Origin of the sequence: Paraburkholderia fungorum (assembly GCF_003610895.1) — a bacterium.
In the GTDB taxonomy this organism is placed as follows: Bacteria; Pseudomonadota; Gammaproteobacteria; order Burkholderiales; family Burkholderiaceae; genus Paraburkholderia; species Paraburkholderia fungorum_B.
On sequence record NZ_MCAS01000001.1, the window covers coordinates 331,971 to 358,775 of the forward strand.

Annotated in this window: 26 protein-coding genes; 10 read left to right on the plus strand and 16 right to left on the minus strand. The window is 63.1% G+C overall.

Annotated elements, in window-relative coordinates:
* The first annotated feature begins 44 nt into the window (after positions 1 to 44).
* Positions 45 to 893, plus strand: a complete 849-nt coding sequence (locus BCY88_RS01380) for a LysR substrate-binding domain-containing protein (protein WP_120342476.1) — start codon at positions 45 to 47, stop codon at positions 891 to 893.
* Between the two features lie 81 nt (positions 894 to 974).
* Here the strand turns inward: BCY88_RS01380 and BCY88_RS39755 are convergent, their stop codons facing one another.
* The 3 genes from BCY88_RS39755 to BCY88_RS01390 are packed head-to-tail and all read right to left on the minus strand — an operon-like array spanning position 975 to position 2,649.
* Positions 975 to 1,145, minus strand: a complete 171-nt coding sequence (locus BCY88_RS39755; protein ID WP_183081239.1) for a hypothetical protein — start codon at positions 1,143 to 1,145, stop codon at positions 975 to 977.
* Positions 1,146 to 1,181: 36 nt separating this feature from the next.
* Positions 1,182 to 2,117, minus strand: coding sequence for an ATP adenylyltransferase family protein (locus BCY88_RS01385; RefSeq protein ID WP_120342477.1), 936 nt, complete (start codon positions 2,115 to 2,117; stop codon positions 1,182 to 1,184).
* Positions 2,118 to 2,163: 46 nt separating this feature from the next.
* Positions 2,164 to 2,649 carry an adenosine-specific kinase gene (locus BCY88_RS01390; protein ID WP_120342763.1) on the minus strand — a complete coding sequence of 162 codons (486 nt, stop codon included), beginning with the start codon at positions 2,647 to 2,649 and terminating at the stop codon, positions 2,164 to 2,166.
* Between the two features lie 267 nt (positions 2,650 to 2,916).
* On the opposite strand from BCY88_RS01390, the gene BCY88_RS01395 reads away from it, so the two are divergent.
* Positions 2,917 to 3,081: an FmdB family zinc ribbon protein gene (locus tag BCY88_RS01395; RefSeq protein ID WP_120342478.1), complete on the plus strand. Its 165-nt coding sequence runs from the start codon at positions 2,917 to 2,919 to the stop codon at positions 3,079 to 3,081.
* Positions 3,082 to 3,217: 136 nt separating this feature from the next.
* Here BCY88_RS01395 and BCY88_RS01400 read toward each other — a convergent pair whose 3' ends face one another.
* Positions 3,218 to 4,363 (minus strand): alpha-hydroxy acid oxidase, encoded by a 1,146-nt coding sequence (locus BCY88_RS01400; RefSeq protein WP_120342479.1) that lies wholly within the window; start codon positions 4,361 to 4,363, stop codon positions 3,218 to 3,220.
* A gap of 88 nt (positions 4,364 to 4,451) precedes the next feature.
* Positions 4,452 to 5,687 carry a YbfB/YjiJ family MFS transporter gene (locus BCY88_RS01405; protein WP_120342480.1) on the minus strand — a complete coding sequence of 412 codons (1,236 nt, stop codon included), beginning with the start codon at positions 5,685 to 5,687 and terminating at the stop codon, positions 4,452 to 4,454.
* Positions 5,688 to 5,944: 257 nt separating this feature from the next.
* Here BCY88_RS01405 and BCY88_RS01410 point away from each other — a divergent pair, with 257 nt between their 5' ends.
* The 3 genes from BCY88_RS01410 to BCY88_RS01420 all read left to right on the plus strand — a co-directional run bounded on the left by BCY88_RS01410 (position 5,945) and on the right by BCY88_RS01420 (position 8,054).
* Positions 5,945 to 6,607, plus strand: a complete 663-nt coding sequence (locus BCY88_RS01410) for a nitroreductase family protein (protein WP_120342481.1) — start codon at positions 5,945 to 5,947, stop codon at positions 6,605 to 6,607.
* Between the two features lie 127 nt (positions 6,608 to 6,734).
* Entirely contained in the window at positions 6,735 to 7,214 is a 480-nt protein-coding gene (locus BCY88_RS01415) for a hypothetical protein (protein ID WP_120342482.1), read from the plus strand.
* Between the two features lie 12 nt (positions 7,215 to 7,226).
* Positions 7,227 to 8,054, plus strand: coding sequence for a hypothetical protein (locus tag BCY88_RS01420; RefSeq protein WP_120342483.1), 828 nt, complete (start codon positions 7,227 to 7,229; stop codon positions 8,052 to 8,054).
* A 25-nt stretch (positions 8,055 to 8,079) separates the two neighbouring features.
* On the opposite strand, the gene BCY88_RS01425 is transcribed toward BCY88_RS01420, so the two are convergent.
* The gene (locus tag BCY88_RS01425; RefSeq protein ID WP_120342484.1) at positions 8,080 to 8,778 is read right to left on the minus strand and encodes a 4'-phosphopantetheinyl transferase family protein; all 699 of its coding nucleotides are present in this window, start codon (positions 8,776 to 8,778) and stop codon (positions 8,080 to 8,082) included.
* 87 nt (positions 8,779 to 8,865) lie between these two features.
* Entirely contained in the window at positions 8,866 to 9,342 is a 477-nt protein-coding gene (locus BCY88_RS01430; RefSeq protein ID WP_120342485.1) for a helix-turn-helix domain-containing protein, read from the minus strand.
* 74 nt (positions 9,343 to 9,416) lie between these two features.
* On the opposite strand from BCY88_RS01430, the gene BCY88_RS01435 reads away from it, so the two are divergent.
* Positions 9,417 to 10,268: a class I SAM-dependent methyltransferase gene (locus BCY88_RS01435; protein ID WP_120342486.1), complete on the plus strand. Its 852-nt coding sequence runs from the start codon at positions 9,417 to 9,419 to the stop codon at positions 10,266 to 10,268.
* Positions 10,269 to 10,291: 23 nt separating this feature from the next.
* On the opposite strand, the gene BCY88_RS01440 is transcribed toward BCY88_RS01435, so the two are convergent.
* The 4 genes from BCY88_RS01440 to BCY88_RS01455 form a co-directional block, all read right to left on the minus strand.
* Complete coding sequence (locus tag BCY88_RS01440) at positions 10,292 to 11,620, minus strand: MFS transporter (protein WP_120342487.1); 1,329 nt, start codon at positions 11,618 to 11,620, stop codon at positions 10,292 to 10,294.
* A 193-nt stretch (positions 11,621 to 11,813) separates the two neighbouring features.
* Positions 11,814 to 12,050, minus strand: coding sequence for a DUF2783 domain-containing protein (locus BCY88_RS01445; protein ID WP_120342488.1), 237 nt, complete (start codon positions 12,048 to 12,050; stop codon positions 11,814 to 11,816).
* Positions 12,051 to 12,099: 49 nt separating this feature from the next.
* Positions 12,100 to 13,809, minus strand: coding sequence for an FAD-dependent oxidoreductase (locus tag BCY88_RS01450; RefSeq protein WP_120342489.1), 1,710 nt, complete (start codon positions 13,807 to 13,809; stop codon positions 12,100 to 12,102).
* Between the two features lie 105 nt (positions 13,810 to 13,914).
* Positions 13,915 to 14,874 (minus strand): MBL fold metallo-hydrolase, encoded by a 960-nt coding sequence (locus BCY88_RS01455; RefSeq protein WP_120342490.1) that lies wholly within the window; start codon positions 14,872 to 14,874, stop codon positions 13,915 to 13,917.
* A 287-nt stretch (positions 14,875 to 15,161) separates the two neighbouring features.
* Here BCY88_RS01455 and BCY88_RS01460 point away from each other — a divergent pair, with 287 nt between their 5' ends.
* The 3 genes from BCY88_RS01460 to BCY88_RS01470 all read left to right on the plus strand — a co-directional run bounded on the left by BCY88_RS01460 (position 15,162) and on the right by BCY88_RS01470 (position 18,667).
* Positions 15,162 to 16,019, plus strand: a complete 858-nt coding sequence (locus BCY88_RS01460) for an IclR family transcriptional regulator (RefSeq protein WP_120342491.1) — start codon at positions 15,162 to 15,164, stop codon at positions 16,017 to 16,019.
* Positions 16,016 to 16,915, plus strand: a complete 900-nt coding sequence (locus BCY88_RS01465) for an IclR family transcriptional regulator (protein ID WP_120342492.1) — start codon at positions 16,016 to 16,018, stop codon at positions 16,913 to 16,915. The genes BCY88_RS01460 and BCY88_RS01465 overlap by 4 nt, the downstream gene beginning before the upstream one ends.
* A gap of 213 nt (positions 16,916 to 17,128) precedes the next feature.
* A complete protein-coding gene (locus tag BCY88_RS01470; protein WP_120342493.1) occupies positions 17,129 to 18,667 on the plus strand; it encodes a Fic family protein in 1,539 nt (512 codons plus the stop codon).
* Positions 18,668 to 18,685: 18 nt separating this feature from the next.
* Here the strand turns inward: BCY88_RS01470 and BCY88_RS01475 are convergent, their stop codons facing one another.
* Genes BCY88_RS01475 through BCY88_RS01485 form a run of 3 tightly spaced genes read right to left on the minus strand, consistent with a single transcriptional unit; the run spans position 18,686 to position 23,358 of the window.
* The gene (locus BCY88_RS01475; RefSeq protein WP_120342494.1) at positions 18,686 to 21,361 is read right to left on the minus strand and encodes a hypothetical protein; all 2,676 of its coding nucleotides are present in this window, start codon (positions 21,359 to 21,361) and stop codon (positions 18,686 to 18,688) included.
* Entirely contained in the window at positions 21,348 to 22,589 is a 1,242-nt protein-coding gene (locus BCY88_RS01480; protein WP_259461183.1) for a DUF3142 domain-containing protein, read from the minus strand. The genes BCY88_RS01475 and BCY88_RS01480 overlap by 14 nt, the downstream gene beginning before the upstream one ends.
* A gap of 16 nt (positions 22,590 to 22,605) precedes the next feature.
* Positions 22,606 to 23,358, minus strand: coding sequence for a PA3715 family protein (locus BCY88_RS01485; protein ID WP_120342495.1), 753 nt, complete (start codon positions 23,356 to 23,358; stop codon positions 22,606 to 22,608).
* A 219-nt stretch (positions 23,359 to 23,577) separates the two neighbouring features.
* On the opposite strand from BCY88_RS01485, the gene BCY88_RS01490 reads away from it, so the two are divergent.
* Positions 23,578 to 24,615 (plus strand): MerR family transcriptional regulator, encoded by a 1,038-nt coding sequence (locus tag BCY88_RS01490; RefSeq protein ID WP_120342496.1) that lies wholly within the window; start codon positions 23,578 to 23,580, stop codon positions 24,613 to 24,615.
* 87 nt (positions 24,616 to 24,702) lie between these two features.
* Here BCY88_RS01490 and BCY88_RS01495 read toward each other — a convergent pair whose 3' ends face one another.
* Both BCY88_RS01495 and BCY88_RS01500 read right to left on the minus strand, forming a co-directional pair.
* Positions 24,703 to 25,566 (minus strand): MurR/RpiR family transcriptional regulator, encoded by an 864-nt coding sequence (locus BCY88_RS01495; RefSeq protein WP_120342497.1) that lies wholly within the window; start codon positions 25,564 to 25,566, stop codon positions 24,703 to 24,705.
* 84 nt (positions 25,567 to 25,650) lie between these two features.
* Complete coding sequence (locus tag BCY88_RS01500) at positions 25,651 to 26,733, minus strand: ABC transporter ATP-binding protein (protein WP_120342498.1); 1,083 nt, start codon at positions 26,731 to 26,733, stop codon at positions 25,651 to 25,653.
* Between the last annotated feature and the right edge of the window lie 72 nt (positions 26,734 to 26,805).

Genomic DNA, 26,805 nt, shown 5'->3' on the forward strand with positions numbered 1-26,805 from the left:
CAGATTTTCTGACGAACCTGAAAACTGATTAACGTGAAGACAACGTGAAGAAACTCGATCTGGACGTGCTGGAAATGGTGGTGGCGGTCGCCGATACAGGATCGTTTGCCGGAGGTGCGCAGTCCGTGCACCGCTCGCCCTCGGCGGTGAGCATGCAGATCAAGGCGCTTGAAGATGCGCTGGGAAAACCGCTCTTCGTGCGAAGCACCCGTAACGTCGCGATCACCGCGGAGGGCAAGACGCTTCTGGACTATGGCCGTCGAATGCTGGCAATGCGGGAGGAAGCATGGGCCTCGGTGGTTCGTCCGGAGATGAAGGGCCGCGTCACCATCGGCGTGCCCGACGACTATGCCTCATCCTTGTTGCCCCCCGTTCTGGGCAAGTTCGCGATTGCTCATCCACGTGTGGAGATTCGGGTAATCGGTCTGCCCAGCAATGCACTCGTTCCATTGCTCAAAGACAACACGGTCGACCTGGCCTGTTTCACGAAAACCAAGGGCGTGGTGGGCGAATTCATCCGCTTCGAGCCGATGGTGTGGGCCGGGTCGCCCGCAAGAAAAGTGTGGAAGGAGCGGCCACTTCCGCTTGCCGTTTTCGAGCACGGCAGTACGGCGCGCGCCTATGCCGTCAGCGCGCTGCAGCGTGAAAACATCAAGTATCGGATGTCCTACGAAAGCCCGAGTTTGCTGGGCGTGATCAGCATGGTCGAAGCGGGGCTTGCGATAGCGCCCCTCGCACGATGCAGCGTGCCGGCGCACCTCGTTCAGCTATCGCAGAACGAAGGGTTGCCGCCATTGAATGAACTTGAAGTCATCCTTGCCCGCAGTGCCCGGTCCGCGCGACCACCCTGCGATTTTCTCGCTGAACAGATTCTGGCCGGGTTGAGAATCTGAGGCGGACTACGCCGCCTTGCCGATCGGGAGCGTTGCCGCTGCGCCGGCTTAACCTGTCGCGCAGCAGAAACACCCACGTCTTCAGTGTTTATGGTGCAGCCAGTCCTTGATCGGATGCGCATGCAGCCAGCGTGCAACCGGCTGGTCATTCGGCTGGTCCTTGTGTTCCCGCCTGTAGCGTGCGGTTGTAATTACCACGAGGCAGAGCACCACCACGATTCCTACTACGAAACTCATCATCGATTGAGTCATGGCAACCTCCTTTGAGGTCAAGACCATGCTTACATTTTAGGCGATGGGAGAAATAGCAACACGCTCCAGCACGCTTATCGGCCCGAGCCCCCTGATAACTTGCATCTGCGCTGCGTCTCGCACGAAGAGCGATCCCGCGAATCCCAGCGCATTCACCGAAACGCCCTCCACGCGCTCCGAGGAACGTGGCACGAGCAGCATCCATCGCGAGGTGACAAGCAGGTTGTACGGTGCTGACGGGTGCAGTTCGCCATTCACCTCGATTGCGTGCAGGCCGGCCGCTCCGAGCAACGCGTGGTAGCAATCGAGCGCGGCGTGTGCGGCTTGCGCGGCTTGCGTGGAAGCGGCAGGACCTTGTTCCAGATAGGCAAACGCATGCCGGAAAGGCAGAGTGGGCAATTTGCCAATCGATCCGTCCATATCCGCAAACTCGAGAACAGACTCTATGGGAATCGGCGGACCGGATTCCGCAAGCGGCAGCGGCACGATCTGCAGATGCTTGTGGTTTTGACTCGCGCCGGCTTGCGCGCCGCCATTGTAAAAACCCAGACCGTCGAACTCGGCCAGACATGCAGCTAACGCAGCAAAGTCAGCGAGTTCGAGCAACGTATCCTGCGACTTGAAGCAACGGGTAACAATCAGCAGATGATGGTCGATGACGTTGAATTTGTTCAGCAATGCGACGTGTGTGTCCGAGATATCCGCCACAAAGAGGTCGGGATCATAAGGAAGGAACGGATTGAACGCGTTGCGCGCTTTCCCCTTGTCGGCTTTGTTGGCTCCGGGCACCTGCCGCGCTTGCTCCTTGCGAGCGAGGCTCGAGACCTGGCGGATCAGAAAGCGTATGCCGCGATCTTCGATTAGCGTTTGGATTGTCTCGATTGGCCGCAGCGCACCACAACGCAGCGCATGCTCAGTCTGGCGCAGAATGGCTGGCCATAGAGTGCCGGGCTGGAGCGACGGATGGTCCACGCTCAGGCAGACTGGCAAGTACTTCGTGGAATAAGCGCCATCGCAGCTACGCCTTGTACCCGATGGCACGTAACAGATCCTTGCGCCATTGAACGCCCTCCTCGTTTTCCACGCCGAGCGGCGGGAACCCGTCGACCACACCCAGGATACCGCGCCCCTGGTCGGTCTCGGCGAGCAGAACCTGTGTGGGATTCGCCGTCGCGCAGAAAATCCGGCATACCTCCGGCACAGCCTTTATCGCGTTCAGGACATTGACCGGGAAAAAACCATCGCCGAGAAAGACGACGAAGCAGTGGCCCGCGGCAATGGTCATGGCATTCTGGCAAGCCAACTCGATCAGGTCGGTGTCGGTGCCGGAGCGCCGCACGAGGCGACTACCCGACGCTTCACAAAAGGCCAAACCAAACTTGATACCTGGCACGGTACCGACCATGGCCTCATGCAGATCCTCGACGGATTTAATGAAGTGGCTTTGCCCCAGGATGAAATTCGTCGCTTCGGGTTTGACGACTGTTACCGTAAGCAGTTGCATAGCGGACCTCGCGCTGCGGCGCTGGAAACACCAAGGGGAGGCTGCTTTCGCCAGCGGGCGACTGCCTTCCACAATCAAGCCTAGTACGAACCCGCCGTCAGTGAAAGCGCGAGTCGCGGACTGCAGCGTCGTGGTCAGCAGGCATCGCGCGAGAAGTGACACATAACCGCGCATTTGCTGCACTAGAATGAATTTTCACGGTACTGGATCGTGCTGGCGAATCGTACCTGGCCAGCGCGGGTGGGATTCGTGTTGGAGGAAAAAACAATGCCGACGTACCAATATCGTTGCGAGAAGTGCGGCGAGTTGTTCGAGCACGCTGAACATCTCGCTGAACATGAGAGCGCTCATCCGCGCTGCCCGAAGTGCGGGAGCGAAACGTGCCAGCACGTACCAACGCCATTTGTCGCCGTGACATCCCGAAAGAGCTGAGCGCTCTCACCTCGCGTCAGTAGCGGCGTTCCATTTCCGCAGACGACGTGCGCGGCTAAAGTGCAGAGCCGCGCGCGGGCGTAAGCATGTGCTCACGACATACACGCGGCCGGGCGCCTGCTGCGGGCGTCTGCTGTTACCGCCGGTCGGGCAGCAGAATTCGCTCGTCCACCTGACGAATGTCGGTGTGGCCACAAAACGCCATGGTGATGTCCAGCTCCTTGTGGATGATCTCCAGGCACCGTGTGACACCGGCCTCTCCCATCGCCCCCAGCCCGTAGAGGAAGCTGCGCCCGATCAGCGTGCCTTTCGCGCCGAGCGCGACGGCTTTCAGCACGTCCTGTCCGCTGCGCACGCCGCCGTCCATCCACACTTCAATGCGCGAACCGACCTCGCGTGCGATCTCAGGGAGCGCCGCGATCGATGACGGCGCGCCGTCGAGTTGACGTCCGCCGTGGTTGGAGACGATCAACGCGTCAGCGCCGCTGTCGGCGGCAAGGCGCGCATCTTCGGCGTCCATGATGCCTTTCAGAATGAGCTTGCCGCCCCATTGCTTCTTGACCCATTCGACGTCCGCCCAACTCAGCGTCGGATCGAACTGCTCGGCGGTCCACGAGCCGAGGGAGGACAGATCGCCCACACCCTTCGCATGCCCGACGATATTGCCGAAGGTGCGCCGCGAGGTGCCCAGCATGCCCAGGCACCAGCGCGGTTTGGTCGCGAGATTGATGAGGTTCGCGGGCGTCAGCTTTGGCGGCGCCGAGAGCCCGTTCTTGAGGTCCTTGTGGCGCTGACCGAGGATCTGCAGATCCAGCGTCAGCATCAAGGCGCTGCACCCTGCCGCGCGAGCGCGTTCGATCAGACGCACGATGAAATCGCGGTCGCGCATCATATAAAGCTGGAACCAGAACGGCTTGGTGGTCTGGGCCGCAACGTCCTCGATCGAACAGATGCTCATCGTGGACAAGGTGAACGGCACGCCGAACTTCTCCGCCGCACGCGCAGCGAGGATTTCACCGTCGGCATGCTGCATGCCGGTCAGCCCCGTCGGTGCGAGCGCCACCGGCATGGCGGCCGCCTGACCGGCCATTTCCGTGTGCGTGGTGCGGCCCGCCATGTTGACCGCCACACGCTGGCGCAGCTTCAGGCGCTGGAAATCGCTTTCATTGGCGCGGTAGGTGCTTTCGGTCCACGAGCCGCTGTCGGCGTAGTCGTAGAACATGCGCGGCACACGCCGTTGAGCGAGCACGCGTAAATCTTCGATGCAGGTGATGACAGGCACGATTTCTCTCAGCGCAGGGAACAAGGGCACGAGTGTACGTTGTGGCGACCGTCGCCCGGTATTCCGGTTATTCCTAAGGACAATTCAATCAGGCCTCACGCAAAGGCTTCTGGCACGCGGCCAGCGCCGCCCCGGCCGCCAATAGCAACGCGGAATAAACGAGTCCGCGCGCAAGACCGGCGCCGTCCGAAACCCAGCCGATCACCATCGGCCCGACGATCTGCCCAAACGCAAACACGATCGTAAATGCGCTGATGCCCTTGGCCCAGTGACTGACCGGCAAATTGTGGCGCACGAAAGCCGTGGTCGACGCAACCGCCGAGAGAAAGGTCGCGCCGAACAGCACACCTGAGACGAACGCTACCCATGGTTGCGTGAACAACGCGGGCAGCAGCGTCGCCACCGCGAGCAACGCGTTGAGTATCGCGAGCGCATGGCCGCCATGCATCCGGTCGAGCAGACCGGACCACAGGCGTGCCGATACCACGGTCGCCACACCGAGCAACAGGTAGAAGCCCGTCACCACCGCCGCGCTCATGCCCGCGTTGCGCAGCAGCGCGACGATGAACGTCATGTAGCCGATATAGCCGACACCGAACAACCCGTAGCCCGCCAGCGCGAGGCTGAAGCGCGGCCAACGCGGCGCCTCGGCGGTATCGGACGCATGCGCGGCGGAAGACCCGACCGCATGGATGTTTTCGATTTTCCTCGCGGCGCCGATGGCAATCGCGGCAAATGCCGCGCACGCAGCCGCCAATGCGAACCACGCAAACTGCCAGCCATGCGCGACGTTGAGAATCGTCACGGGCACCAGCACCGACGAAGCGACGATGCCCCAGCCGGTCCCGCCGTAATACAAGCCGAGCACCAATCCCGCCTCGTGCGGCCTCGCAGACGCAAGCCGCGCCGCCAGCACGCCGCCGCTGATGAAAATCGCCGCGCTGCTCACGCCGGTGATCACGCGCAACGCGAGCAGCGAATGCGTGTCGGCCAGCAAACCGCCGATGGCCATCAGAAGCGCCGTAGCCGCACAACCGGCGCCGAACAACCCGCCGGCCGGCCAGCGGCGCGCGAGCCTCGGAAAGGCGAGCGCGCCGAGCAGATAGCCCAGCGCATTGGCGGTGTTCATCGCGCCAGCTTGCGCGAAGCTCCAGCCGAGGTCGAGTTTCATCGACGGCAACAGCAGCGCGTACGCAAAGCGGGCAAGGCCGAGCGCGATCGCACTGCCCAAGGACAGGCCGACGGCCAGCATCAAGGTGGGCAGGCGCTGCGCCGCTTCGGTGGAATAGAGCGTCGGGGCGGTGTCTCGAATTTTTGTTGGCATTGGCTAGCGTGGGTAGACAAGGATGCGGCAGGCTGGCTGCGGCATTTCGCCATCATAGCTGGGGGCGCCCCGCGCGGTTGACCGTTAGTTGCAGATCAGCGCCCGACGCGTGGCTGCAAGGCCTCCACGCCGCCCGCAGCCTGGGCCAATCCGCGGCGCTGCGGTATGTCCAATTCATTTTCTAAATGCGAATGATTTGCATTTACTGACAAATTGGCCCATCATGCGATCCATACCATCCGCCGAATACCAAAATCATGATCACGCTCGACATCAGCCGCCCTGAAACCGAAAGCGAACGCACTGCCACAGCATCACCCTCCGCCGCCGGATCCAGCACGGCAGCCGCGCTTGAAATGCTGCTGTCGCGCCAGTCCCACTGGCCGCTCACCGAGCCGGGGCCGGCTAACACCGAGCTCGATCTGATCTTCGACGCCGCCTTGCGCGCGCCCGATCACGGCAATCTGCGGCCATGGCGCTTCGTCACGATTCGCGGCGACGCACGCGAGCAGCTCGGCGACGTGCTGGTCGACCTCGCCTGCGCCCGTTCGCCCGGCGAGCCGCGCTCGGCGCATGCACACCGGCGCCAGAAGGCATTCGCAGCGCCACTCGTGATCGCGCTCGGCGCGGCGCTCTCGGTTCATTCGAAAGTCCCGGAAATCGAGCAATTGCTGGCGGTGGGCGCCGCCACGATGAACATGCTGAATGCCATCCACGCACTCGGCTACGGCGGCTTCTGGGCCACCGGACCGGACTCCTACGAACCCGGACTGCACGACGCGCTGGGCTTCGCGCCGAACGAGCGGCTGTTGGGATTCCTGTTTGTCGGCACGCCTAAAACACCGGGTCAGGCACCGGCACGTCCGGCGCGCAGCGAACACGTACGCGAATGGCTGCAGGCGCAGCCCGCAAAAACTTGAAGGACGCCCTGACGCGAATCCTGCGTCATCGCCTATCCGTCGCAAGCGACATGCGCTGGCCTGCGACGTGGCTCTCATCCGATCAGGCCGGCGCGACTCTTTGGACCGTGTCCATTCAGGAGCATCGATGAATTTCCGCTCTCAATACAGCAGCCGTCCCGAACTGGTCGACGACCACGTCACGGATACCACCGACGCGCCCGATCGCACGGTCCTCAGCGCGGTACGCACCTGGCTGCGCCCGGCCTGCGAAACGGCGCGCGGCGGCGTGCACTGGCGCGACATCTTGCGCGGCGTGGGCTTGCGTCAGGACGGCATCGAACATTTCGATCTGCTGATGCGTTCGCTCATGCACGTGTCCTACCGTCCGCTCGACATGCGATGCCGCTGCGCCAGCGACCTCGGCAAGGACGAAGCCGTGATTCTGCAAACCATCGCGCTGCTGCAAAAAACGCACAGCGGCGCAGCGTTGCGCATGTTGAACGAATGGCTGCCGGCGCCGGCCGTCAGTGGCGTGTTGAAGCTGATCCGCTGGTTCGCCATCGACCTGCTCGACGCCGGCATCGAGCTCGACGTGCAAGCGCGCCGCGTCACGTATATGCATTGAGGGACGAAGCGTATGCCGTTGGAACTCGCTTATTCCACGCCCCCGCGCGTGCGCGACAGCCTCGATCCGCAAGCGACGAAGCACGCCGGCGCCCTGCGCGCGGATCAAACTGCTCAAGGCGCACACGCTACCGTCCAGGCCATTGCGCCGGAATTCGTCTCTCATCCGCTGACCCGCCACTATCCGGCCGGCATCGCCACGCCACGCGCGGGTGAGTTGCATCTGTGGCGGTTCCGCTGTGAATGGCTGCCGGTGCCGGTCCAGGAGGGCGACGCGTGGCTCTCGAAGGTAGAACGCGAACGCGCACGGCTTCATCCGAATTCGGCGCTGCGCAAGCGCTTTATCAGCACGCGCGTGGTGACGCGCTGGATCGTCGCGAATCTGTTCGACTGCGAACCGCATGCCGTCGATTTGCAGGACGACGGCAACGAAAAACTGCGCGCACGCCACCCGCATGATGGTCGCGGCATCACGATCGATATTGCGTACGGCGGCATCTGGATCGTGATCGGCATTGCCTCGGCAACGCTGGGCTTGAGCGTCGTCGTCCCCTCGCCTGGCGCCGCGCTCGACGACACGCCAGAAGGCGCACGCCGGCGCGCCCGTTACGGCAGCTTGTGCAATGCGTTGCGCTATGCACCCGTCGATATCGATCTGGATCTGCTGTCGGGCGACGCTGCGGTCGGCGCATTCGATCTGGCCGAACATGGTCGCTGGCAGGTGCTCGATTTGCCGATGTCGGGCAAAATTCGCGCGGCAGTCGCACTTGCGCAGTGCGTCACGCAAGTGCATGCAATTGGCTGGCCGAAGGCGTTGGTGTTCGGCGAATCAGGCAAGTAGACGCTACTCGCGTCACGCGCGCCTTCTATCGCGCGAAGATGTTCGCCGACCACGCCACGCACGCGACATAACCGGCCGGAGCCGCGACCCAACGCGCGGCGATCTCGCGCATGTCATCGGGAATCTGATTGCGCAGTGTCACCTGCATACTGTCGCGCGGCAGCACCGTCAGATGCTGCAAACCGCGCGTGATGCCTACGCCCGTTGTTTTTACGAGCGCTTCTTTCGCGACCCATGCGTCGTAAAACGCAGTGATTTTCCGCTCAACGTCGAGCTGCCCGATCCATGCCGCTTCGCGCGCGTCGAGCGTTAGCGATGCAATCGAACGCCAATCGAATGATTCGCTGCGTTGTTCGATATCGACGCCGACACGCCGGACCGGTGACATCACGATCAGTCCATGCGCGCCCGCATGCGAGACGTTGAAGTCGTATGCGTCGGAATCGGCGAGACGGGGACGGTGGTTTTCATCGAGCTTGAAGCGGACTGCGTGTGCCGCGATCCCGAGATGTCGCGCGAGTTGTTCGCGTAGAGCCACGCGCACAGTGGCAAAACGCAGCGCGTCTTCGTGGCGGCGAAAGTTCGCGGCTCTGGCGCGCTCTTCGTCGCTGAGCGGCGCGAAAACGGCATCGTCCAGCAAGGTGTCGAAAGCGAAATCGACCCGCCACAACGAAACATCGGACGGACCGTCATGCGGCAATGGAACGGGTTCGATTGAATACATCGTGAAGGTTCGGACGTTGGATGCGGGCATAAAGGACCATACGCGGGACTATGCGCGACTCTACCCGATATGACGTTCAAACCGGTTCTATCTCCTGCCGCGAACAGGGGATCGCGGAGAAGATGCGCTCACCGGTGGTGGCGGACTCTTCTTCCTCCGTGTCGCGCCAATCGCACCCGACCCGGCGGCCAGCAGGATACGGCGGAAAGTAGGACATTCCATATGACTCGGTGCGGGGCAAACGGCAGCGTGCCGCAAACCATCACGCATGGCGCTCAGTTTGCGGATCGTCCTGTCCAGTTCGTCCGCCTTGGCCACGAGCATCTGCCGATCGATGCGCGGCTGGCCGTCCGGCGTGAACATCAGCGCAATCTCGTCCAGCGAGAAACCCGCGGCGCGCCCCAAGGCGATCAAGGCCAACCGGTCCAGCACGCCGGCATCGAAGAGGCGGCGCAGCCCTCGCCTGCCGGTGGACGCAATCAGCCCTTTTTCCTCATAGAATCGCAGCGTCGATGCCGGAATACCGGATTGCTGCGCCACCTCGGCGATGTCTAGCGTGATCATCCCTTGACCTCAAGTCGACTTGAACTTGCATAGTGTAGCTTCCGCTCCCCGAGGGCAAACACAGGACAACGACCATGGAAGCCAATCACCAGAACGCAAATACACAGGCGGCGCTTTGGAACGGCAGCTCCGGACGCGCCTGGGTGGCAGCGCAGCAGGTGCTCGACCAGATGTTCAAGCCTTTCGAAGATTTGCTCGTCGACGACATCGGCGCCGAGCCGGGGTTACGTGTACTCGACGTCGGCTGCGGTACTGGCAGCACGACCCTGGCCGCCGCGCGGCGGCTTGGCGCGAGGGGCCAGTGCATCGGCGCCGACATTTCAGCGCCGATGATTGCCGCCGCCCGGGCGCGCGCCGAGCGGGTCGGCTCGACGGCGAGCTTCATCTGTGCGGACGCGCAAACCTACGCCTTCGAGCCCGCGAGCTTCGACAGGATCATGTCGCGCCTCGGCGTCATGTTCTTCGACGATCCGCTCGCGGCCTTCACGAACCTGCGGCGTGCCGCCAGCGACGACGCCGAGCTGCGCTGCATTGTCTGGCGAAGTGCCGCGGACAATCCGTTCATGACCATCGCCGAGCGCGCCGCCGCGCCGCTGCTGCCGGATCTGCCGGCTCGCCAGCCGGGCGCGCCGGGACAGTTCGCTTTCGCCGACCCACGCAAGGTGTCGTCCATCCTGGAACAGAGTGGCTGGACCGGGATCGACGTCCAGCCGCTCGATGTGGATTGCACGCTGCCCGAGAACGAACTGATCGGCTACTTCACCCGGCTTGGCCCGGTCGGGTCGGTCCTTCAGAACGCGGACGAACAGACCCGCGCGCAAGTGATCGAAACTGTCCGCGCCGCCTTTGAACCCTATGTGCACGGCGCCGAAGTTCGCTACACCGCCGCCTGCTGGATGGTCGGCGCTCGGGCGCCGTCCGCGTGAACAGCGCCGCATGGAGACATGCCTTAGATGCGCTTCATTTCCTTCGGCACGCCGAGCAGCAACGCCACGCCGCTGACGAACAGCAGCGCGGTCAGCAGATACAACGCGTTGTCCATGCTGCCGGTGTGCGTCTTGATCAGACCGATCACCCACGGACTGACAATCCCGCTCGTAATGCCGATGCTGCTGATCAGCGCAATCCCGGCAGCCGCTGCCGTGCCGGACAGATAACCCGACGGCACGGTCCAGAAAATCGGCAACGCGGCAAAGATCAGCACGGCAGCCACCGAGAGAATCGCGAGCATCGCCGGAAAGCTGCTCAGATGCAGTGTCAGAAGCGAGAGCGCGATACCGCCGCCGATCGTGCAAACCGCGAAGTGCCGGCGTCGTTCGCCACGGCGGTCCGAGTGACGCGCAATCAGAATCAGGCCCACAGCGCCGACCGCATTCGGAATCACGGTGTACAGGCTGATCGCCAGCACATCGTGAACACCGAAGTCGCGAATCATCAGCGGCATCCAGAAATTCAGCGTGAGCGAGGCACAGGTGAGCGAGAAGTAGATGAACGCAAACAGATAGACCCGAGGATTGCGCAGCGCCTGCATGACGGAACGCGATGAATGTGCGTCCGATGAAGCACGCCGATCTTCATCGCGTTGCGCGATCAGTTGCGCCTTCTCGGCGGCGGTGAGCCAGCTTGCGTGCTGCGGGCCGTCGAGCAGATAGAACGCGGCGAGCAAGCCAAGTACGATAGCCGGCGCGCCTTCGATCACGAACATCCACTGCCAGCCGAACAGCCCCATCACGCCACCCATATCGCGCATGATCCAGCCGGACACGAGGCCGCCGAGTACGCCCGCCACCGCGACGCCCGCGAAGAAAATCGACAGCACAGCCGCACGCCGCCGCGCCGGGTACCAGTAAGTCAAATACAGCACGATGCCGGGAAAGAACCCCGCTTCGAACACGCCGAGCATGAAACGCAGCACGTAGAAGTGCGTGGGCTTCGACACCAGCATCATGCCGACCGATGCAATGCCCCACAGCAGCATGATCCGCGTGAAGGTCCGGCGCGCGCCGAAACGCGCCAGCAGCATATTGCTCGGCACCTCGCACAACACGTAGCCGATATAAAAGACCGCCGCGCCCAAACCGTACATGGCGTCGCTGAAACCGAGGTCGTGCTTCATCTGCAACTGCGCGAAGCCGATATTGATGCGGTCGAGAAACGACACCACGTAACACAGGAACAGAAACGGAATAATCCGCATCGAGACCTTGCGATATAACAGATCGTCGTGCACAGCAGCGGAAGCGCCCGGCGCGAGCGTAGGGGCGAGGGATTGGCTCATCGGTTATCTCCAAACGTGAGGGTCCAACGGACCCGCTGGGTCCGGCGTCTTGATGCGCCGCGTTTCTGTTTTCTACGGGAACGAAACGGCATGCGACGGTATTGGTTCGCCGCGCGCCGTGGTGAATTGCGCGCGGCTCGAACGGCCACGCACGTACAGCGTTTCTATTACTACCGCTTGCGGTAACTCGTGTTCAGGCGGCCAGCGAATGCGCCTGTGCGCCTTGCGCCGAAACGTCGGCCACACCGGCCCGCGCGTGCTGCATCGCTTCGAGCAGCGTCACGTGATCGCCAATATGGTTGGCGAGCAGCAGGATCAGCTGCGCATTGGCCGACTGACTCTGCGCGTCGTCCAGATCGCGATGCATGTCGATCAGCGCCTCGTAAAAGTCGTCGGGGCGGGCGAGATTGGGTTGCGTGTTCAATGCCATGACTGTCTCCTGCTCTTTTCTTTTGCCGATGTGCCGGGTGTGTCTGCCTTCAGGCCGTGCCTTCCACGCACAACGCACGCTTCAACGCGGCTTCCACAAAGTTCACGTCGAGTTGCCGGCGGCGCGCGCAGACGTGTTGATCCGGGCGAATCAGATAGAACGTGCCCGGTTGAGCGTCGTAACGTGCGGCGGCAAGACCGTCGACGTCGTGCACCACCTTCGCGTCCGAGGCCACCGCAACCTGCCCATCACCACTCGTCACCACGACGAGCTTCAGCGGAACCGGCCCGCTTCGCAATGTATCCAGCGCGGCTTGCGTCGGCTGATCGATGCCTTGCGCGCCGCAGAACAGCACGCCCGTGAATTGCTGGCCGAGTTGCTGCAACAGCCATGCGGGTTGCCCGGCTGCATCAACCGGCGCATCGACACACGATGCCCCCGGCACCATCGGACCTTCGAAGCTGTCGCTGTCCAATGTGTTCAGCGGAGAATCACGCAGCACCGCCGGCACCGACAGGCGGCCGCTGTTCGTCAACTGGCGCGCGAATGGATGATGCCGTGCGAGCTTCAGCACCGCATCGCGGAACACGCGGCTCACCGGACTCTTCGGCGTAATGAAATCGGTCGATCGCGTGGAGTTGCGGATGTTTTCATCCGCGGCGAATTCGCGCTCGCTTGCGTACGTGTCGAGCAAGGTGTCGGATGCTTTGCCTTCGAGCACCATCGCCAGTTTCCATGCGAGGTTCTCCGCGTCCTGCACGCCGCTATTCGCACCGCGCGCGCCGAACGGCGACACGCCATGCGCGGAATCGCCCGCGAACAACACGTTGCCGTGGCGGAAGCGGTCCATGCGCAAACACGAAAACGTATAGACGCTGACCCATTCCAGCTCGAACTTCGCATCCGGCCCGAGCAATGCGCGCACCCGCGGAATCACACGCTCCGGCGTTTTTTCCAGCACCGGATCGGCGTCCCAGCCCAACTGGAAATCGATCCGCCACACGTTATCCGGCTGACGATGCAACAGCACCGACTGATTCGGATGAAACGGCGGATCGAACCAGAACCACCGTTCGGTCGGAAACTCCGCTTCCATCTTCACGTCGGCGATCAGGAAACGGTCTTTGAAGGTGACACCCTTACTGTCGAGCCCCATCAGATTGCGCATCGGGCTGCGCGAGCCGTCGGCGGCCACCACATAGCGGCCGCATAACGGGTACTGACCATCGGGCGTGTCGATAGTCAGCGTCACGCCGGCGTCCTGTGCGCCCGGCGTGCCGCTTTGCTGCACGCCTACCACTTTGCTCTTCCAGCGGATCTCGAGATTCGGCATCTCCTGCGCGCGCTCGAGCAGAAAGCCTTCAACGTAGTACTGCTGCAGATTGATGAACGCGGGCCGATGATGACCCGCCTCCGGCTGCAGATTGAACGTGTACACCAGTTCATCTTTCAGGAACACCTTGCCGACATTCCAGCTGATGCCCTTGTCCACCATGCGCTGCCCGCAGCCGAGCCGGTCGAAGATATCGAGCGAACGCTTCGAAAAGCAGATCGCCCGCGAACCGGTGGACAACGAACAATCGTCGTCGACCAGCACGACCGGCACGCCCTGCTGCGCGATATCGATCGCGGTAGCGAGGCCCACCGGCCCTGCGCCGACCACGATCACGGGATAGGGCGCCTGATCAGCGCCGCTTTGCCCGCTTTGTTCACGGCACGGCTGGTAGTCGAACGACAGCGTCTGGTAGTTGATGCTCATCTTGTGTCTCCGTCCTTCTCTGCTCTGCTTGACGCTTTCCGGCGTTTCTTTGCGGTGATCAGGTTTGTGATCGGGCTTCTACTCAGGCTTCCAATCGAGCCTCAATCAGGCTTGCAGCGCGTCCCACATCTCCTTGTCGCGCTGCGCAGTCCAGATGCGCGGATGCGTGATGCCGCTCGCTTCGTCGAAGGCGCGCGAAACGTCGAACGGCAGGCAGTGCTCGTAGATGAACACGTGGCCGAACTTCGGATCCATGGCCTTGCGCGTGTGCGCCATTGCGGCCTTCAGATCGAGCTTCTGTTCGACGGCTTCTCGGCCTTGTTGCAGCAGCGTGGTCACGAAGTCTTTCGTGTAATCGAGGCCTTTGTCGACGTCTTGCGGCGTGGTCAAGGCAGGACCGCGGCCCGGCACCAGTTTTTCGGCCTTCAACGCACGCAGCGCTTCAAGCGTGGCCGGCCATTGTTCGAGTTGCGCGTCGCCGCAATAGCAGGCTGCGTCGTATTCGACCAGGTCGCCGGAGAACAGCACCTTTTGCGAGGGCAGCCACACCACCGTATCGCCCTTCGTGTGGCCCGCGCCCAGATGCGCGATACGCACTTCGAGCTTGCCGAGGAACAGCGTCATTTCCTTTTCGAACACCAGCGTCGGCCACGTCAGGCCCGGCACCGTTTCGACGCCGGCAAAGAGGCGCGGAAAGCGTTCGATTTCCGACTTCATGTCCGCTTCGCCGCGCTCGACGATCATCTCGTACGTGCCGCGGCTCGCAATCACTTCCTGCGCGCCTTCCTCGAAATACGCCGACGCGCCCAGCACGCGCACCGCGTGGTAGTGGGACAGCACAACGTATTTGATCGGTTTGTCGGTGACGCTGCGAATCTTCGCGATGAGGTCCTGCGCCATGGCCGGCGTGGCGGTGGTGTCGACGATCAGCACGCCGTCGTCGCCGATGATCACGCCCGAGTTCGGATCGCCTTCAGCGGTGTACGCGTAGGCGTTATCGGACAGCTTGGTCCACGTGACTTTCTTGACTTCCAGATCGGCCTGGGATGCGAATGCCTTTGCCATGCTTAGTCTCCCTCAAAAGTTGAATGTGAGGCGAGACGGCCGGCTGCGCATGCGGATTTCAAATGCGCGGGGCTGGCTGTATTGGGGGTTGTCTCGCCCCGTTTTGACTCTGTGACTGCACCGGTATGTCGGGGTGAATGCATCTTATGGCCGCGCCAGTTTATTTGTCAATAGCGAAATGTATCGCTATACGCAAATCACAGGGCGTCTAAGATGAGGACAGGATGGCGCGGGCTTTCGCGCAGGCCATCGGCTAACATGGACCCTTTTTACGGACGAGCGCGGGTGTGAGCAAAGCAGCGAAACCGGCCACCGGCAAAGGCGCGGGCGGCACCGAGACGGCAGATGGCGGCAAGACGCAGCGCGGGATTCAGAGCGTTGAAGTGGGCGGCCGCGTGTTGCTGGCGCTCGCACAGGCACGCAGTCCGCTTGCATTGTCCGATCTCGCCACCGCCGCGCAGATCGCGCCGGGGCAAGCGCACGCCTATCTGGTGAGCCTGAGCCGCCTGGGTCTGATCAAACGCGACGAGTTGTCGGGCCGTTACGAGCCCGGCCCGCTGTCGTTGCGGCTTGGTTTGATGCATCTGGAGAACCAGCCGGCGTTTCGCGCCGCCGTGCCGCGTGTGGCGGCATTGGCCGAAGCCATTGGGTTTAGCGTCGCCATCTGTATTGCCGGGCCGCAAGGGCCGACCATCGTCCGCTATGAGCACGCGGGCTTTCCGCTGCATGTGAATCTGCATGTGGGGACGGTGATGTCGCTGCCGGCCACCTCGACCGGACGCGTGTTTTGCGCTTATCTGCCACGCGAGGCGCTGGCGGTAATGTGGGCGAATCAGTCGGGCTCGCTGGATAGCGCCATGACCCCGCCTGACGAAAACGCCGCCTTCGAGGCCGCTTTGAACGAGATTCGCGCACGCGGACTCGCATTCAGCGTCGACGCACCGAGTCCGGGCATCAGCAGTTTGAGCACGCCGGTGCTCGACGCCAACGGCCACTTGTGCCTCGCGCTGACCGCCATCGGTTCGACCGGCTCGATCGACGTCGCCGCCAATGGCCCGACGGCCCGCGCGCTACTGGCCGCCGCTCATGACATCAGCGCTGAACTGGCGGCAGCGCCCTCCTTGTTTGCTTCCTCCGCATCGTGACTGATTCTCTCGACACCTCTTCTGCTGCCTCCACCGCTTCCGCCGATGCGAAACCGCAGCGCGGCATCCAGTCGCTCGACAGCACCGGTGAACTGCTTGGCGCTCTGGTTTCGGCCGCACGTCCATTGAGCTTGCGCGACCTTGCAGCGGCGGCCGGCATGCCGCCGGCCAAAGCGTTTCCGCATCTGGTGAGTCTGCTCAAGATCGGCCTGCTCAGTCGCGATGCGGCCGGTTGCTTCGAAGCCGGGCCTCTAGCGCTGGAGCTTGGCTTGATCGGCTTACAGCGTTTGTCGCCGACGCGCGAAGCCGAGCCGGAAGTGGTCGAACTGGCGGCCTCGACGGGCATGAGCGTCGCGATGGCGGTGCTCGGCCCACTCGGACCGACCGTCGTGCGGCTGGAGGAATCGGCGCGGCCGCTGCACGTGAGCCTGCGGGTCGGCACAGTGATGTCGCTGGTGAACACGGCGATTGGGCGGGTGTTTGCCGCGTATGTCGCGGACGATGTGCGCAATGGTTTGCTGGCGCAGGATCATTTGCGGCTGGCGGGGGCCGACGCGGCGCAGATTTTTGCCGGGACGGCGGACGGTTCATCCACCGTGGGTCGCCAAGACGTTGCGCCCGCGCTGCCGCAGTTGACGAGAGCCTACGCGCAGCGGCTCACGCAAATTCGCACGGACGGTATCGACACCGCCTTGAGCCGGCCGGTGCCGGGCATCAACACCCTGGCTGCGCCGGTGTTGGACCATACCGGCAGCATCTGCCTCGTGCTCGCGCTAATGGGGCCGACCGGCAGCTTCGACAGCGAGCTTGCGGGCGGCCCGGCGCAGACCCTGCTTGCCGCAACGCAGAGGTTGTCGCGGCGGTTTGGGTGGATGGCGGTGGCGGGCGGTGCCTGAAAAAGCCGCCTTAAGGGCGAGAAAGTAATCGTTTTTTTGAAAAATAGGGGTTTTGTAATCGTTTTGCGAGGCTCGTAATCGAAACGATGCGCAAACGCCGTATAATCGTTTTTTTGGAAAACAGGCATTTTGTAATCGTTTTGAGAGTCGAATAATCGAAACTCAGCGAAATAGAGTGTCCTCGCGCGCCCCAGCCACCCCAGATCGAAAATCATGCCGCAGATCGGTTATCAATGGCTATCCAACACGTACGGCGTCGTGCCGGTTCACCCTTTCGCTGTTCGTAGCGAAATCGGGCGGATCCGCTCCACGTCCACCGACGAGGACATTCGCCGGGAGGTTTACCCCGAACCTTACCGGCCGGCCGCCAGCCTGACCGATAACCTGACCTTTGCCTTCAGGTACGAGGGCATCCATCTGGAATTCCTCGCACGGCTCTATGCATTACAAGCCGTGCGGCACGAACTCGAGGCATGGATTGTCCGCGAACCCACGGGCGCGTATGCGCGCCGCGCCTGCTTCTTCTATGAATGGTTAATGCCGGAACCGTTGAACGCGCCAGGTGCCTCCCGCGGTAACTATGTCGATGCATTGAATCCCGAAGACTTCATCGTAGGCACGCCGGTCAACAACACACGTTGGCGCATACGCGACAATCTGCCGGGAAATCGTGATTTCTGCCCAGTCATTCGACGTGTCGAAGCAGTCCAGCGCGCCGAAGCTTATGACCTTGCCGCACCGTTGGCCGAACTGGAAGCGGCCTACGGCATCGATCTGATCTTGCGCAGCGCCGTCTGGCTGACGGTCAAAGAAAGCCGCGCAAGCTTCCTGATCGAACACGAGCAGGATCGAGAGGATCGAATCCGCCGCTTTGCTGCGGTCATGGAAAGCGAATGCGGACAGCATGCGAATCCGTTCGATGCTGAAACGCTCGATGTCTTGCAACGCGGCATCCTCGGGCAGTCAGCCTTGCGTTACGGCATCCGTCGCTCGCCGGTGTACGTCGGACATGTCGCGCGCTATCAGCCAGTAGTCGACTACATCGCGCCGCCTTGGGAACACATCGACAGGATGCTTGCAGGGTTGAGCCGCTTCCTGGAACGCACCGCCGAGGGGGCGCCGATCGTACGTGCGGCCGCGGCGTCGTTCGGCTTCGTCTACGTGCATCCCATGGCGGACGGCAATGGCCGCATTTCACGCTTCCTGATCAACGACATTCTGCGTCGCGACGGCGCGGTGCCCGCGCCTATCATCTTGCCGGTGTCCGCAACAATCACCCATAGCACGCGTGATCGCGCCGCTTACGACAAAGTGCTCGAACGCTTTTCGCGTCCGCTGATGAAACACTATGCGGACCAGTACTCGTTCGGCAAGACCGAGATCGCGCAGGACGGTGTCGAATACAACCTGCATTTTCAGGCCTATAACGACGCGCTGCCCGCCTGGCGCTACCCTGATCTGACCGCGCACGTCATCTATCTTGCTGACGTGATCGACGTGACGCTAACGCACGAAATGCGCGCCGAAGCGCGCTTTCTGCACGCCAACGACAAAGCACGGCGCGCCATCAAGGAGTTTCTCGAAGCGCCGGACAACGATCTGGACAGCATCATTCGCAGCGTCCGGCAAAACGACAACAGTGTGTCGAACAACCTGCGCAAGCGCTATCCGCTACTCAATGATCGGCCTGCGTTGGGTGCGCAGATCGTGCAAGCTATTACCGAAGCATTTTCGGACGAAAACGATCGCTAAGCTCTCACCGATACAAGATCACTTGCCACCACCTTCACCGCGCCGCGCCTTCACCTTCCGATAGCGCCACACGCCCACACCGATCACACCCGCGGCGATCAACAACCCGAGCAACGCCGCCCGTTTCTTATTGCGCCCAGCATCGCGCTTTACGTCGCGCCACGCCTGCGTATAAGTGAACGTCGCCGCGGCCCGGAAATCCGGTTCGGGGCACTGCGCGCCGAACGGCCCGCCGAAGTCGACGTAAGCCCCCTCCTTGACATAGCGCTGATAAAAACCGAGCGCGCGCGACGGATCGTCGTTGTGCATCCAGTCCGTCCCACGGCACAACACGGCGGCGAACGCCTGCGAACGCGGCGGCAATCCATCCGCCGCTTTGCCGATGTAGTCGGCAGCGATGTCGCGGTAGTGAAAACGCGTCAGCGGTTTGCTCTCGCTGGCCGCATAGCGGCGCTTCTCGTCAGCGGTGACGAACGGTCCAGCGAGATCCTCCTGCGCACGCGCCGCCGGCGTATCCGGCACCGCGGCCGCACTGGCCGCGCCTGCATCGGAGGCCCGATTCAGACGCGGAGCAACAACGCCTGAGCGTCCCGATCCGCCTGCGAACGCACCGTCGACGTCGTGATAGTCCGGCCCTTGCTCGTAGCCCATCAACTCCATGCCGTACTGCTTCGCGAGCGTCGCCGCGTCGAACCAGCCATGCGCGCGGTTGGTACGCATCCACGCATGCTGCGCCTCGTCGAGCGCGGCTGCATAGTCGCGTGCGAGCTTGCGAAGCTGCAATTGCTTGCGGGTCGTCTGGCCGCCTTCCCAACTGAAGGTGCTGTAGCGCGGATCGTTGTCGGCAGGAAAATACGGTAGCGCTTCGTCGATCCGGCCATCGCGCACGAGACGGCGCGCGAGCATATAACGCAAGGTATCGGCGGTGGTCTGGCGCAACGCATAGTAGGCATCCGCGCCCGTGTCGGACGCCGGCACCGGCGGCACCGCCGATGCCGGTACACGCGCATCGACGAAGTGTTTCAGTTCGTCCGTGGTGAGCACGCGCTCGGCGATATAGGCCATGTCGCTGCCGTAGGCGACCTCGGAGACGGAATCGTCATCCATGCCGCCCTTGTCCTGCCGTGACGCCGCGTCGAACAGATAGCCGAGTGCCTCGACATACTGGCCGCGCGAGAGCGTCAGCACCGCCTGCTCGCCCTTGATCAACAGCGCGCCGGCCGATTCGACGCTCGAATCGGCGGTGGGGAATGCTTTGGAAGCCTGCGCATAAGCCTGCACGGCAGCCGCCGTATCGCCACGGCGTAAGGCAAGCTTTGCGCTCACCCAGCTTGCGAGTGCGCTGTGCTCACGCGTCACCAGCGCACTGGCGAAATCGTAACGGCCGACTCGATAGGCGAGCGCGGCGAGGCGGTCGGCGCCCGCCACATGATCGATGCCCCGTTGCTCGATCGCCTCGACCAGCGACGCCAACGCCGGGTTGGCTTTGATGCGCTTGTCGCCGCGAGCGGCATCGGCATAACCGGTGGGGCCGTAACTGTTGTCGTAGCCGCCGTAGTACTCGGACGCGCTCGCCGGTTGATCGTCGACGATCTCGCCTTCACGCGCGAGCGCATACGCGACCAGAAGACGTTGCGCGACCGGGTCGTCGATCAGCGACGCGACGCGCGCCTTCCCGGCGAGAGCCCACGCAGCGATGAAGCGCATGGATTGCAAGCCGCTGCTGCCACCGCGTGCCGCCTGTTGCGCATAGAGGTTGATGGCCTGTTTCAGATTCGCCGGCGTGATCGCCGCCGCGCACGGCGTGCTATTCAGAAAACTGCGGTAGTCGCATTGTTTGCCGGTTTTCTTGTTGTGCAGATAAGTGAGCGCTTCGTCGCCGAAGCTGGCCACGGCAAGGCCTTCGGGATCGGGGGCGCCGTTCGCCGCAAGCGTGCGCGCTTTTGCGTAGGCAGCCGGTAACGCTGCCGTGAGGGCCGCGCAGGCGTCGCCGCCCGTACAGTCGTCCGCCCGTGCCTGGGCGATCGCCGCAAGCTCGGTCGCGGCGGCTACCGCGCGTGGGGCGCCGGTGGAAGCGGGTAATGCTAGGACCGCATCGAGCCGGGTCGCCGCGCGGCTGAGTAGCGGTTCGCGGGCGGCGCAGCTGGATTGGGCGGCTGGTGTGTTTGCTGCGTTGGTTGCGTTGGTTGCGTTGGTTGCGGGTGAGGCGTCGGACGCGGCCGCATCTGAAGCGGCTGCATTTGCGCTGGATGCAACCGCATCCGGCGCTGCGTTTGCCGTGCTCGTGCAAGCCGCCAGCGCGTGCGCAAAATCGACGTCCGCGGCAGCAAAGAGCCGCTGCGCATCCGGCACGCCCGCGCCCATTGCGTACGCGGTGTCACCATCCGCGGCCTTGGCCATCGCAGCGAGCGTCGCGATCTGTTCTGGCGAGAGACCCGCCAACACCGCCTTGGCAGGATCGGCCGGCTGCTGCCCCGCCGGCACGTGCACCGCTTCAGGCGCGAGCAGATGATCGGCCGGCGTCACGAGACGCGCAGCCTCGTACGCAAACGAATTGTTCGGCGTGCCGGACAGCGTACCGGCGCGATTGTCGAGCAACTGCAGCGGGAAAAACGGTCCGCACGCATGGACGATCACCGCGCCAGCCAGCAACGCGAATCCGCCACCGAACGCAAGATATTTACGGTTCAACATGAACAGAGACCTTTTTGTTATCGACTTCGCCGCAGCGAAGCCAACCGATGTCGCGGCGCATTCCGGCACGCAGCAAACCGGGTTGAACGCGGCGCAGCAGCATGCCGTGCGCGTCGTAGTCGAGTGCGTAGCCGTTGATGCCGTCGGCGGCTTCGCATGAGGCATCGGCGCGCACGACAGCGGGCAGCGGCGCGTCGGCATTGCCGCCGCTGACGAGTGAGACGTCGAAGAGACCCGGTTGCTGCGCGCTTTGGCGCACGTCGGCGGCAATGGCGGCCGTCAGCGGCGCGCGCGTAAGCACGGCACGCCAGGTGGCGAGACTCCAGGCGCGTTCGTCGGCATCGGTGGGGAGACGGAACCAGACGACGCCCTTGAGTCCGGGCAACGCATCACGCTCGATCTGAGCGACGAAAGCGCCGATCTGCTCCGGTTGCGCGACGAGTTCGTGCGAGACGCCTTGCGCGAAGCCGTTGGCGAGCAACATCGGCCGCTCGCTTTCGATGCCGGCCACGCGGCCGTCGTCGCCCCATGTCACGCGCGAACCGTAAGTCGGCAACGCGACGCGCCACGGACGCTTCGTACGCTGTGAGAACTCGCGCAGCCACGCACGCGCCTGCGTCGGATCGAACAGACCTCGCGCCGGGTTCATGACCGCGTGCACCTGCAGAATGGATTCGTCCGGTTGGGCCAGCAGCGCGTCGAGCGCGGGGCTGTCGAGCCAGGTGGGCAATGCGGTGATCGCCAGTTTGACGGCGGGATCGAGTTGCGCGCGCAGCGCGGCGAGGAATTGTGTATAAGCGGCGAGCCTGGACGTCGCGCAGTCATGATCGATTTCGACCGCCGCAAGCGGGACGCCGCGCTGCTTCCAGTCGGCGGCAAGCTTGACGATGCGCGCGACAGGCAGCGTGTTCAGGTCGTCGAGTTGGCCGTCGATCCGGATGACGGCGATTACTGGCGCATGCGTTGCGGCGAGGGTCGTCCAATCGGGCGAAACGACGGTCCAGTCATCTTTGGCGTCTTTTTCCGCGGCGAGCACATGCCATGTCTGGATCAAATCGCGGCTTTGCTCGACCGCCGACGTGACGGACGGTGTCCATTTGCGTTGCCAGAGATAGGCGTCGTTCGAGAGCGGCGTGGGCGGCTTGCTGCAAGCGCTGATGAACATCAGCGTCGACACCAGCAGCGACACAGTGCAAGCAGCGAGCGCGCCACGCACTCGCCGCCGCATCGTCGCTGTCCCGCCGTCATTCATAGTGCAAGGCTTTGGGCACGCGGTAAGCGCTACCGTCGTATTCGAGCGTGGTGGTGCTGCGCTTCGAAGAGCGATCGGTCGATACGCAGTCTTTGCTCGTCTGCTTGCTGACGCTTTCCTTCGAGGTTTCGCCGACGCGCAGTGTCGCGTAACCCGCGCTGTTGGCCGGACCGATGGCGAGCGTGCGCGTGGTGGCCGAGAATGTGCCGGCGCAATTGCCGTCCCATTCGCCGGAGTTGTTCTGGACAGCCAGATCGTCGACCACCCGGCGCAGCGTATGACCGTCCAGCACATACAGACTCAGCGCCTGACCCTCGTACGGATTGACGCGCGACGCGCCCTCGTAGGTCACGCGAACGCCGAACGCACGCAATTGCGGCGTGAGTTGATAGCGCGCCGTGTCCAGATCGATCTGACTGAAGCGGATCGCGTCCGAGCTGATCGCGGACGGTTCATAGGCATGCGCGATGATTGCACCCGACTTGCTGTCGGCGACCAGCACTTCGACGTCGTACTCGCCTTCGTCGTCTGTATTGCCTGCTTGCGGAAGTGCTTGCACGGCCAACGTCAGTGAAGGGTCCGCGGGCCAGACTTTGCATGCTGCATGCTCGGTGTCGAGTTGCCGGCCGGGATGCAAGGTCTTCATCCATGTGGACAGCTGCGACTGGCAGCCGGCGGTGGCGTCAGTACCGGCGTGGGCGAGCAGGGGCAAGCACAGCAGGGCTGAAGCAATGAGCTTTTTCATTTTCCCTTCGGGTGTCGTTTAACAATGCGTTCTTACGATACGCATCGGACAATGCGCGGTGCATTGACGGATTCAGCCAGTCCGGCGGATTTTATGGTGCGCGCGGTTCGTTGTAAAACGATGACGCGAAAACGATGCCGCACTCTGTCAATATCGTGTTGACCCGGCCCCAAGGGCCAGCCTCATGATGCGAGTGGTCAGCAAACACAGAGGTGACTCATGCATTGTTCCACTCCCTATCTGAATGCTTCCGAAGCCGCGCGGCAGCTCGGCGTCTCGACCAAGGCCTTGCGGCTCTACGAGCAGCGCGGCCTGGTCACGCCATCACGCACGGTTGCCGGGTATCGCAGCTATGGCCCGGGCGAAATGACTCGCGCGGCGGAAATCGTGGCCCTGCGCTCGCTTGGCCTTAGCCTCGCCCAGGTGGCACAGGTGCTGGAAGGCGACCCTCAAAGTCTGGAGCCCGCCCTGGCGTCCCACGAAGCGAAGCTTGAAGCGGGCATTCGCCAGCTTGTGGACACGATTGCGAAGGTCAGGGGGCTACGCGCGGGTCTCGCCGAGGGCCGGGCGCCTGCCGACGGAGAACTGACACGCCTGCTCAATCCTGGCGTCACATCCGGCACGGCCTTCGACCTTCCCTGGCCATGGGGTGGCGAGCGGTTCGAACTTCGCGAGATCCGGCCGCTGAACTACATCATTGGCCCGTTGGGAAGCGGTAAGACGCGCCTGGCACTGTGCCTTGCGGAGAAGCTGCCGAATGCCGCGTTCCTTGGCCTTGAGCGGATACAGGATGGCCATGCCGCAGCGCTAGCCCGCATGGCAGCGGACGTGGCGCTCAAATCACGAGTAGATCGGACGTTGGCGTGGCTCATCGGCGAGGGCGCTGTGGAATCGGAAGCGCTCACCACCTTGCTTGTCGAACTGGAATCCGAAGGGCCGGCCACGCTTGTCGTCGACATGGTGGAGCAAGGGCTGGATCAGGCCACGCAGGAAGCGTTGATCGTCCATCTGCGTCAACGCGCTAAAGCAGGCGGCCGCGCACTGTTTCTGATGACGCGCTCTTCCGCGATCCTGGATCTGGCCGCAATCGGCCCGGACGAATCCATTATTCTGTGCCCGGCCAATCACAGCCCGCCCACGCTCGTCGCCGCTTATCCGGGCACGCCAGGATACGAGGCCGTTGCGACCTGTCTGGCTTCGCCGGAAGTTCGAGCACGCACGGCGGGGATGATCGCATGGCGGCCTGAAGCAGCCTGACGCCTCAGGCACTTTTCACACGCGGGTCACACGCGAGTCACACGTTTTATGCACTCGCCGCAGGGCTCGGGGAGCGGACCATCCAGGTCAATCCCCTCTCGCCTCGGGCTCATGCGACGACAAGCGGGCCTTCGCATGCCGCATCTTTTCAAGCGTCTTGGGGCCGGCCTTCAACGCGACGCCGATCGCCAGCGCGTCCATGATGCACAGATGCACGAGCCGCGACACGCCTGGCGTATTCGGATCGACCGGACTCGGCACGCGCAGCAGCAACGGAATATCGACCAACCAGGCGAGCCGCGAGCCGACGTTGGTCAGTGCAATCGTCGTCGCGCCACGCTCCTTGGCAATCTGAATGCTTTCATTCACTTCGACGCTGCGGCCCGAGTGCGAAATCGCGAACGCTACGTCGCCCGGCTCCATCAGACCCGCGTAAAGACGTTGCAGATGACCGTCGGTAAACGCGGTAGCCGCGATATCCAGGCGCAAGAACCTCAACGCCGCATCTTGCGCGACGAGTCCCGAGCCCGAGCCCACGCCGAAGAAGAAAACCCGCCCCGCGCTCGACAAGGCCGCAATCGCGCTCTCGAACACCGCCGGGTCCAGCGCGCCGCATGCATGGGTAATTCCATCGACGGCGGCTTCCCCCACCTTGTCCATCAACGTACGCGCATCGTCGTCACGCGCCACCGCGGTCGACGCATACGGCACCCCGCCCGCCACGCTCTGCGCCAATTGCATCTTGAAGTCGCGCAGACCATGCGCACCGATCGCGCGGCAAAAGCGCGTGACGGAAGGCTCGGACACGTCCGCGCGCTGCGCGAGTTCAGTGATGCTCGCGCGCATCGCAAAGTCGACGTCGCTCAGCACCATGTCGGCGACTTTGCGCTCGGCGGGCCGCAAACTGGCTAGTGCGCCGCGGATGTGGGGAATCAAGTTCGGTGCGGACACCCGGTGTTCCTTAAGGGTTAAATGAATCCGCGTCGCGTCGCAGCTTCAATCAGCTTGAATCAACCTCAAGCGGCAACACGCGGTTCAGACCAGCCTGCGTCCACTCTCCGTATCGAACAGATGAATATGCTCGGCCGGCAGGCGCAGCGTGACGCGCTGACCGGGCTCGACTTTCGAGCGCTGGCGAGTCGTCACGCACCACGTGCTGCCGCCTATTTTCCCGTACAAGTGGGTCTCGGCGCCAGTCGGCTCCACCACTTCGACTTCCATCGTGGCGTCCGGCCTGTCAGCCATGGTTTCGATATGTTCGGGGCGCACGCCAAGCGTGACCTTCGCGCCGACCACCGCTGACGCCGGGGTGCCTTCCAGCACGATCTGGCCGCCGTCGGTCAGTTTTAGCGCGAAACCCTGCCCTTCCACACGATTGACCAGCACGCCTTCCGCGAAATTCATCGACGGCGAGCCGAGGAAGCTCGCGACGAACAGATTGGCCGGATGGTCGTACAGTTCCAGCGGACGCCCGATCTGTTCGATCCGCCCCGCGTTCATCACGACGATGCGGTCGGCCATGGTCATGGCTTCGATCTGATCGTGCGTGACGTAGATCACCGTATTCTTCAGACGCTGATGCAGCGCCTTGATTTCCGTGCGCATCTGCACGCGCAGTTTGGCGTCGAGATTGGACAGCGGTTCGTCGAACAGAAACAACGACGGCTCGCGCACCACCGCGCGGCCCATCGCCACCCGCTGACGCTGACCGCCCGATAGCGCACGCGGCAAACGATCCAGATAGCCGCCGAGATTCAGCATCTTCGCGGCGGCCTCGATCCGCGGCTTGAAGCTCGCCGACGACTCCTTGCGAATCCGCGGCCCGAACGCGATGTTTTCGTAGACCGAAAGATGCGGATAGAGCGCGTAGCTCTGGAACACCATCGAGATATTGCGCTGTTGCGGCGCGAGCGTATTCGCGCGCGTGCCGCCGATCATCAGATCGCCGCCGCTGATTTCCTCGAGCCCCGCCACCATGCGCATCAGCGTGCTCTTGCCGCAACCCGACGGGCCGACCAGCACGACGAACTCGCCGTCATCGATGTCGAGGTCGATGCCGTGCACCACTTGCGTGTCGCCATAGCGTTTGAAGATGCCGCTCAGTTGCACTGCTGCCATGCTGTCCTCATCGTCTTACTGCATCGTCTTGCCGCCCTGTTGCGCCGAACAGGGAACAGGCCGCGCCATCGG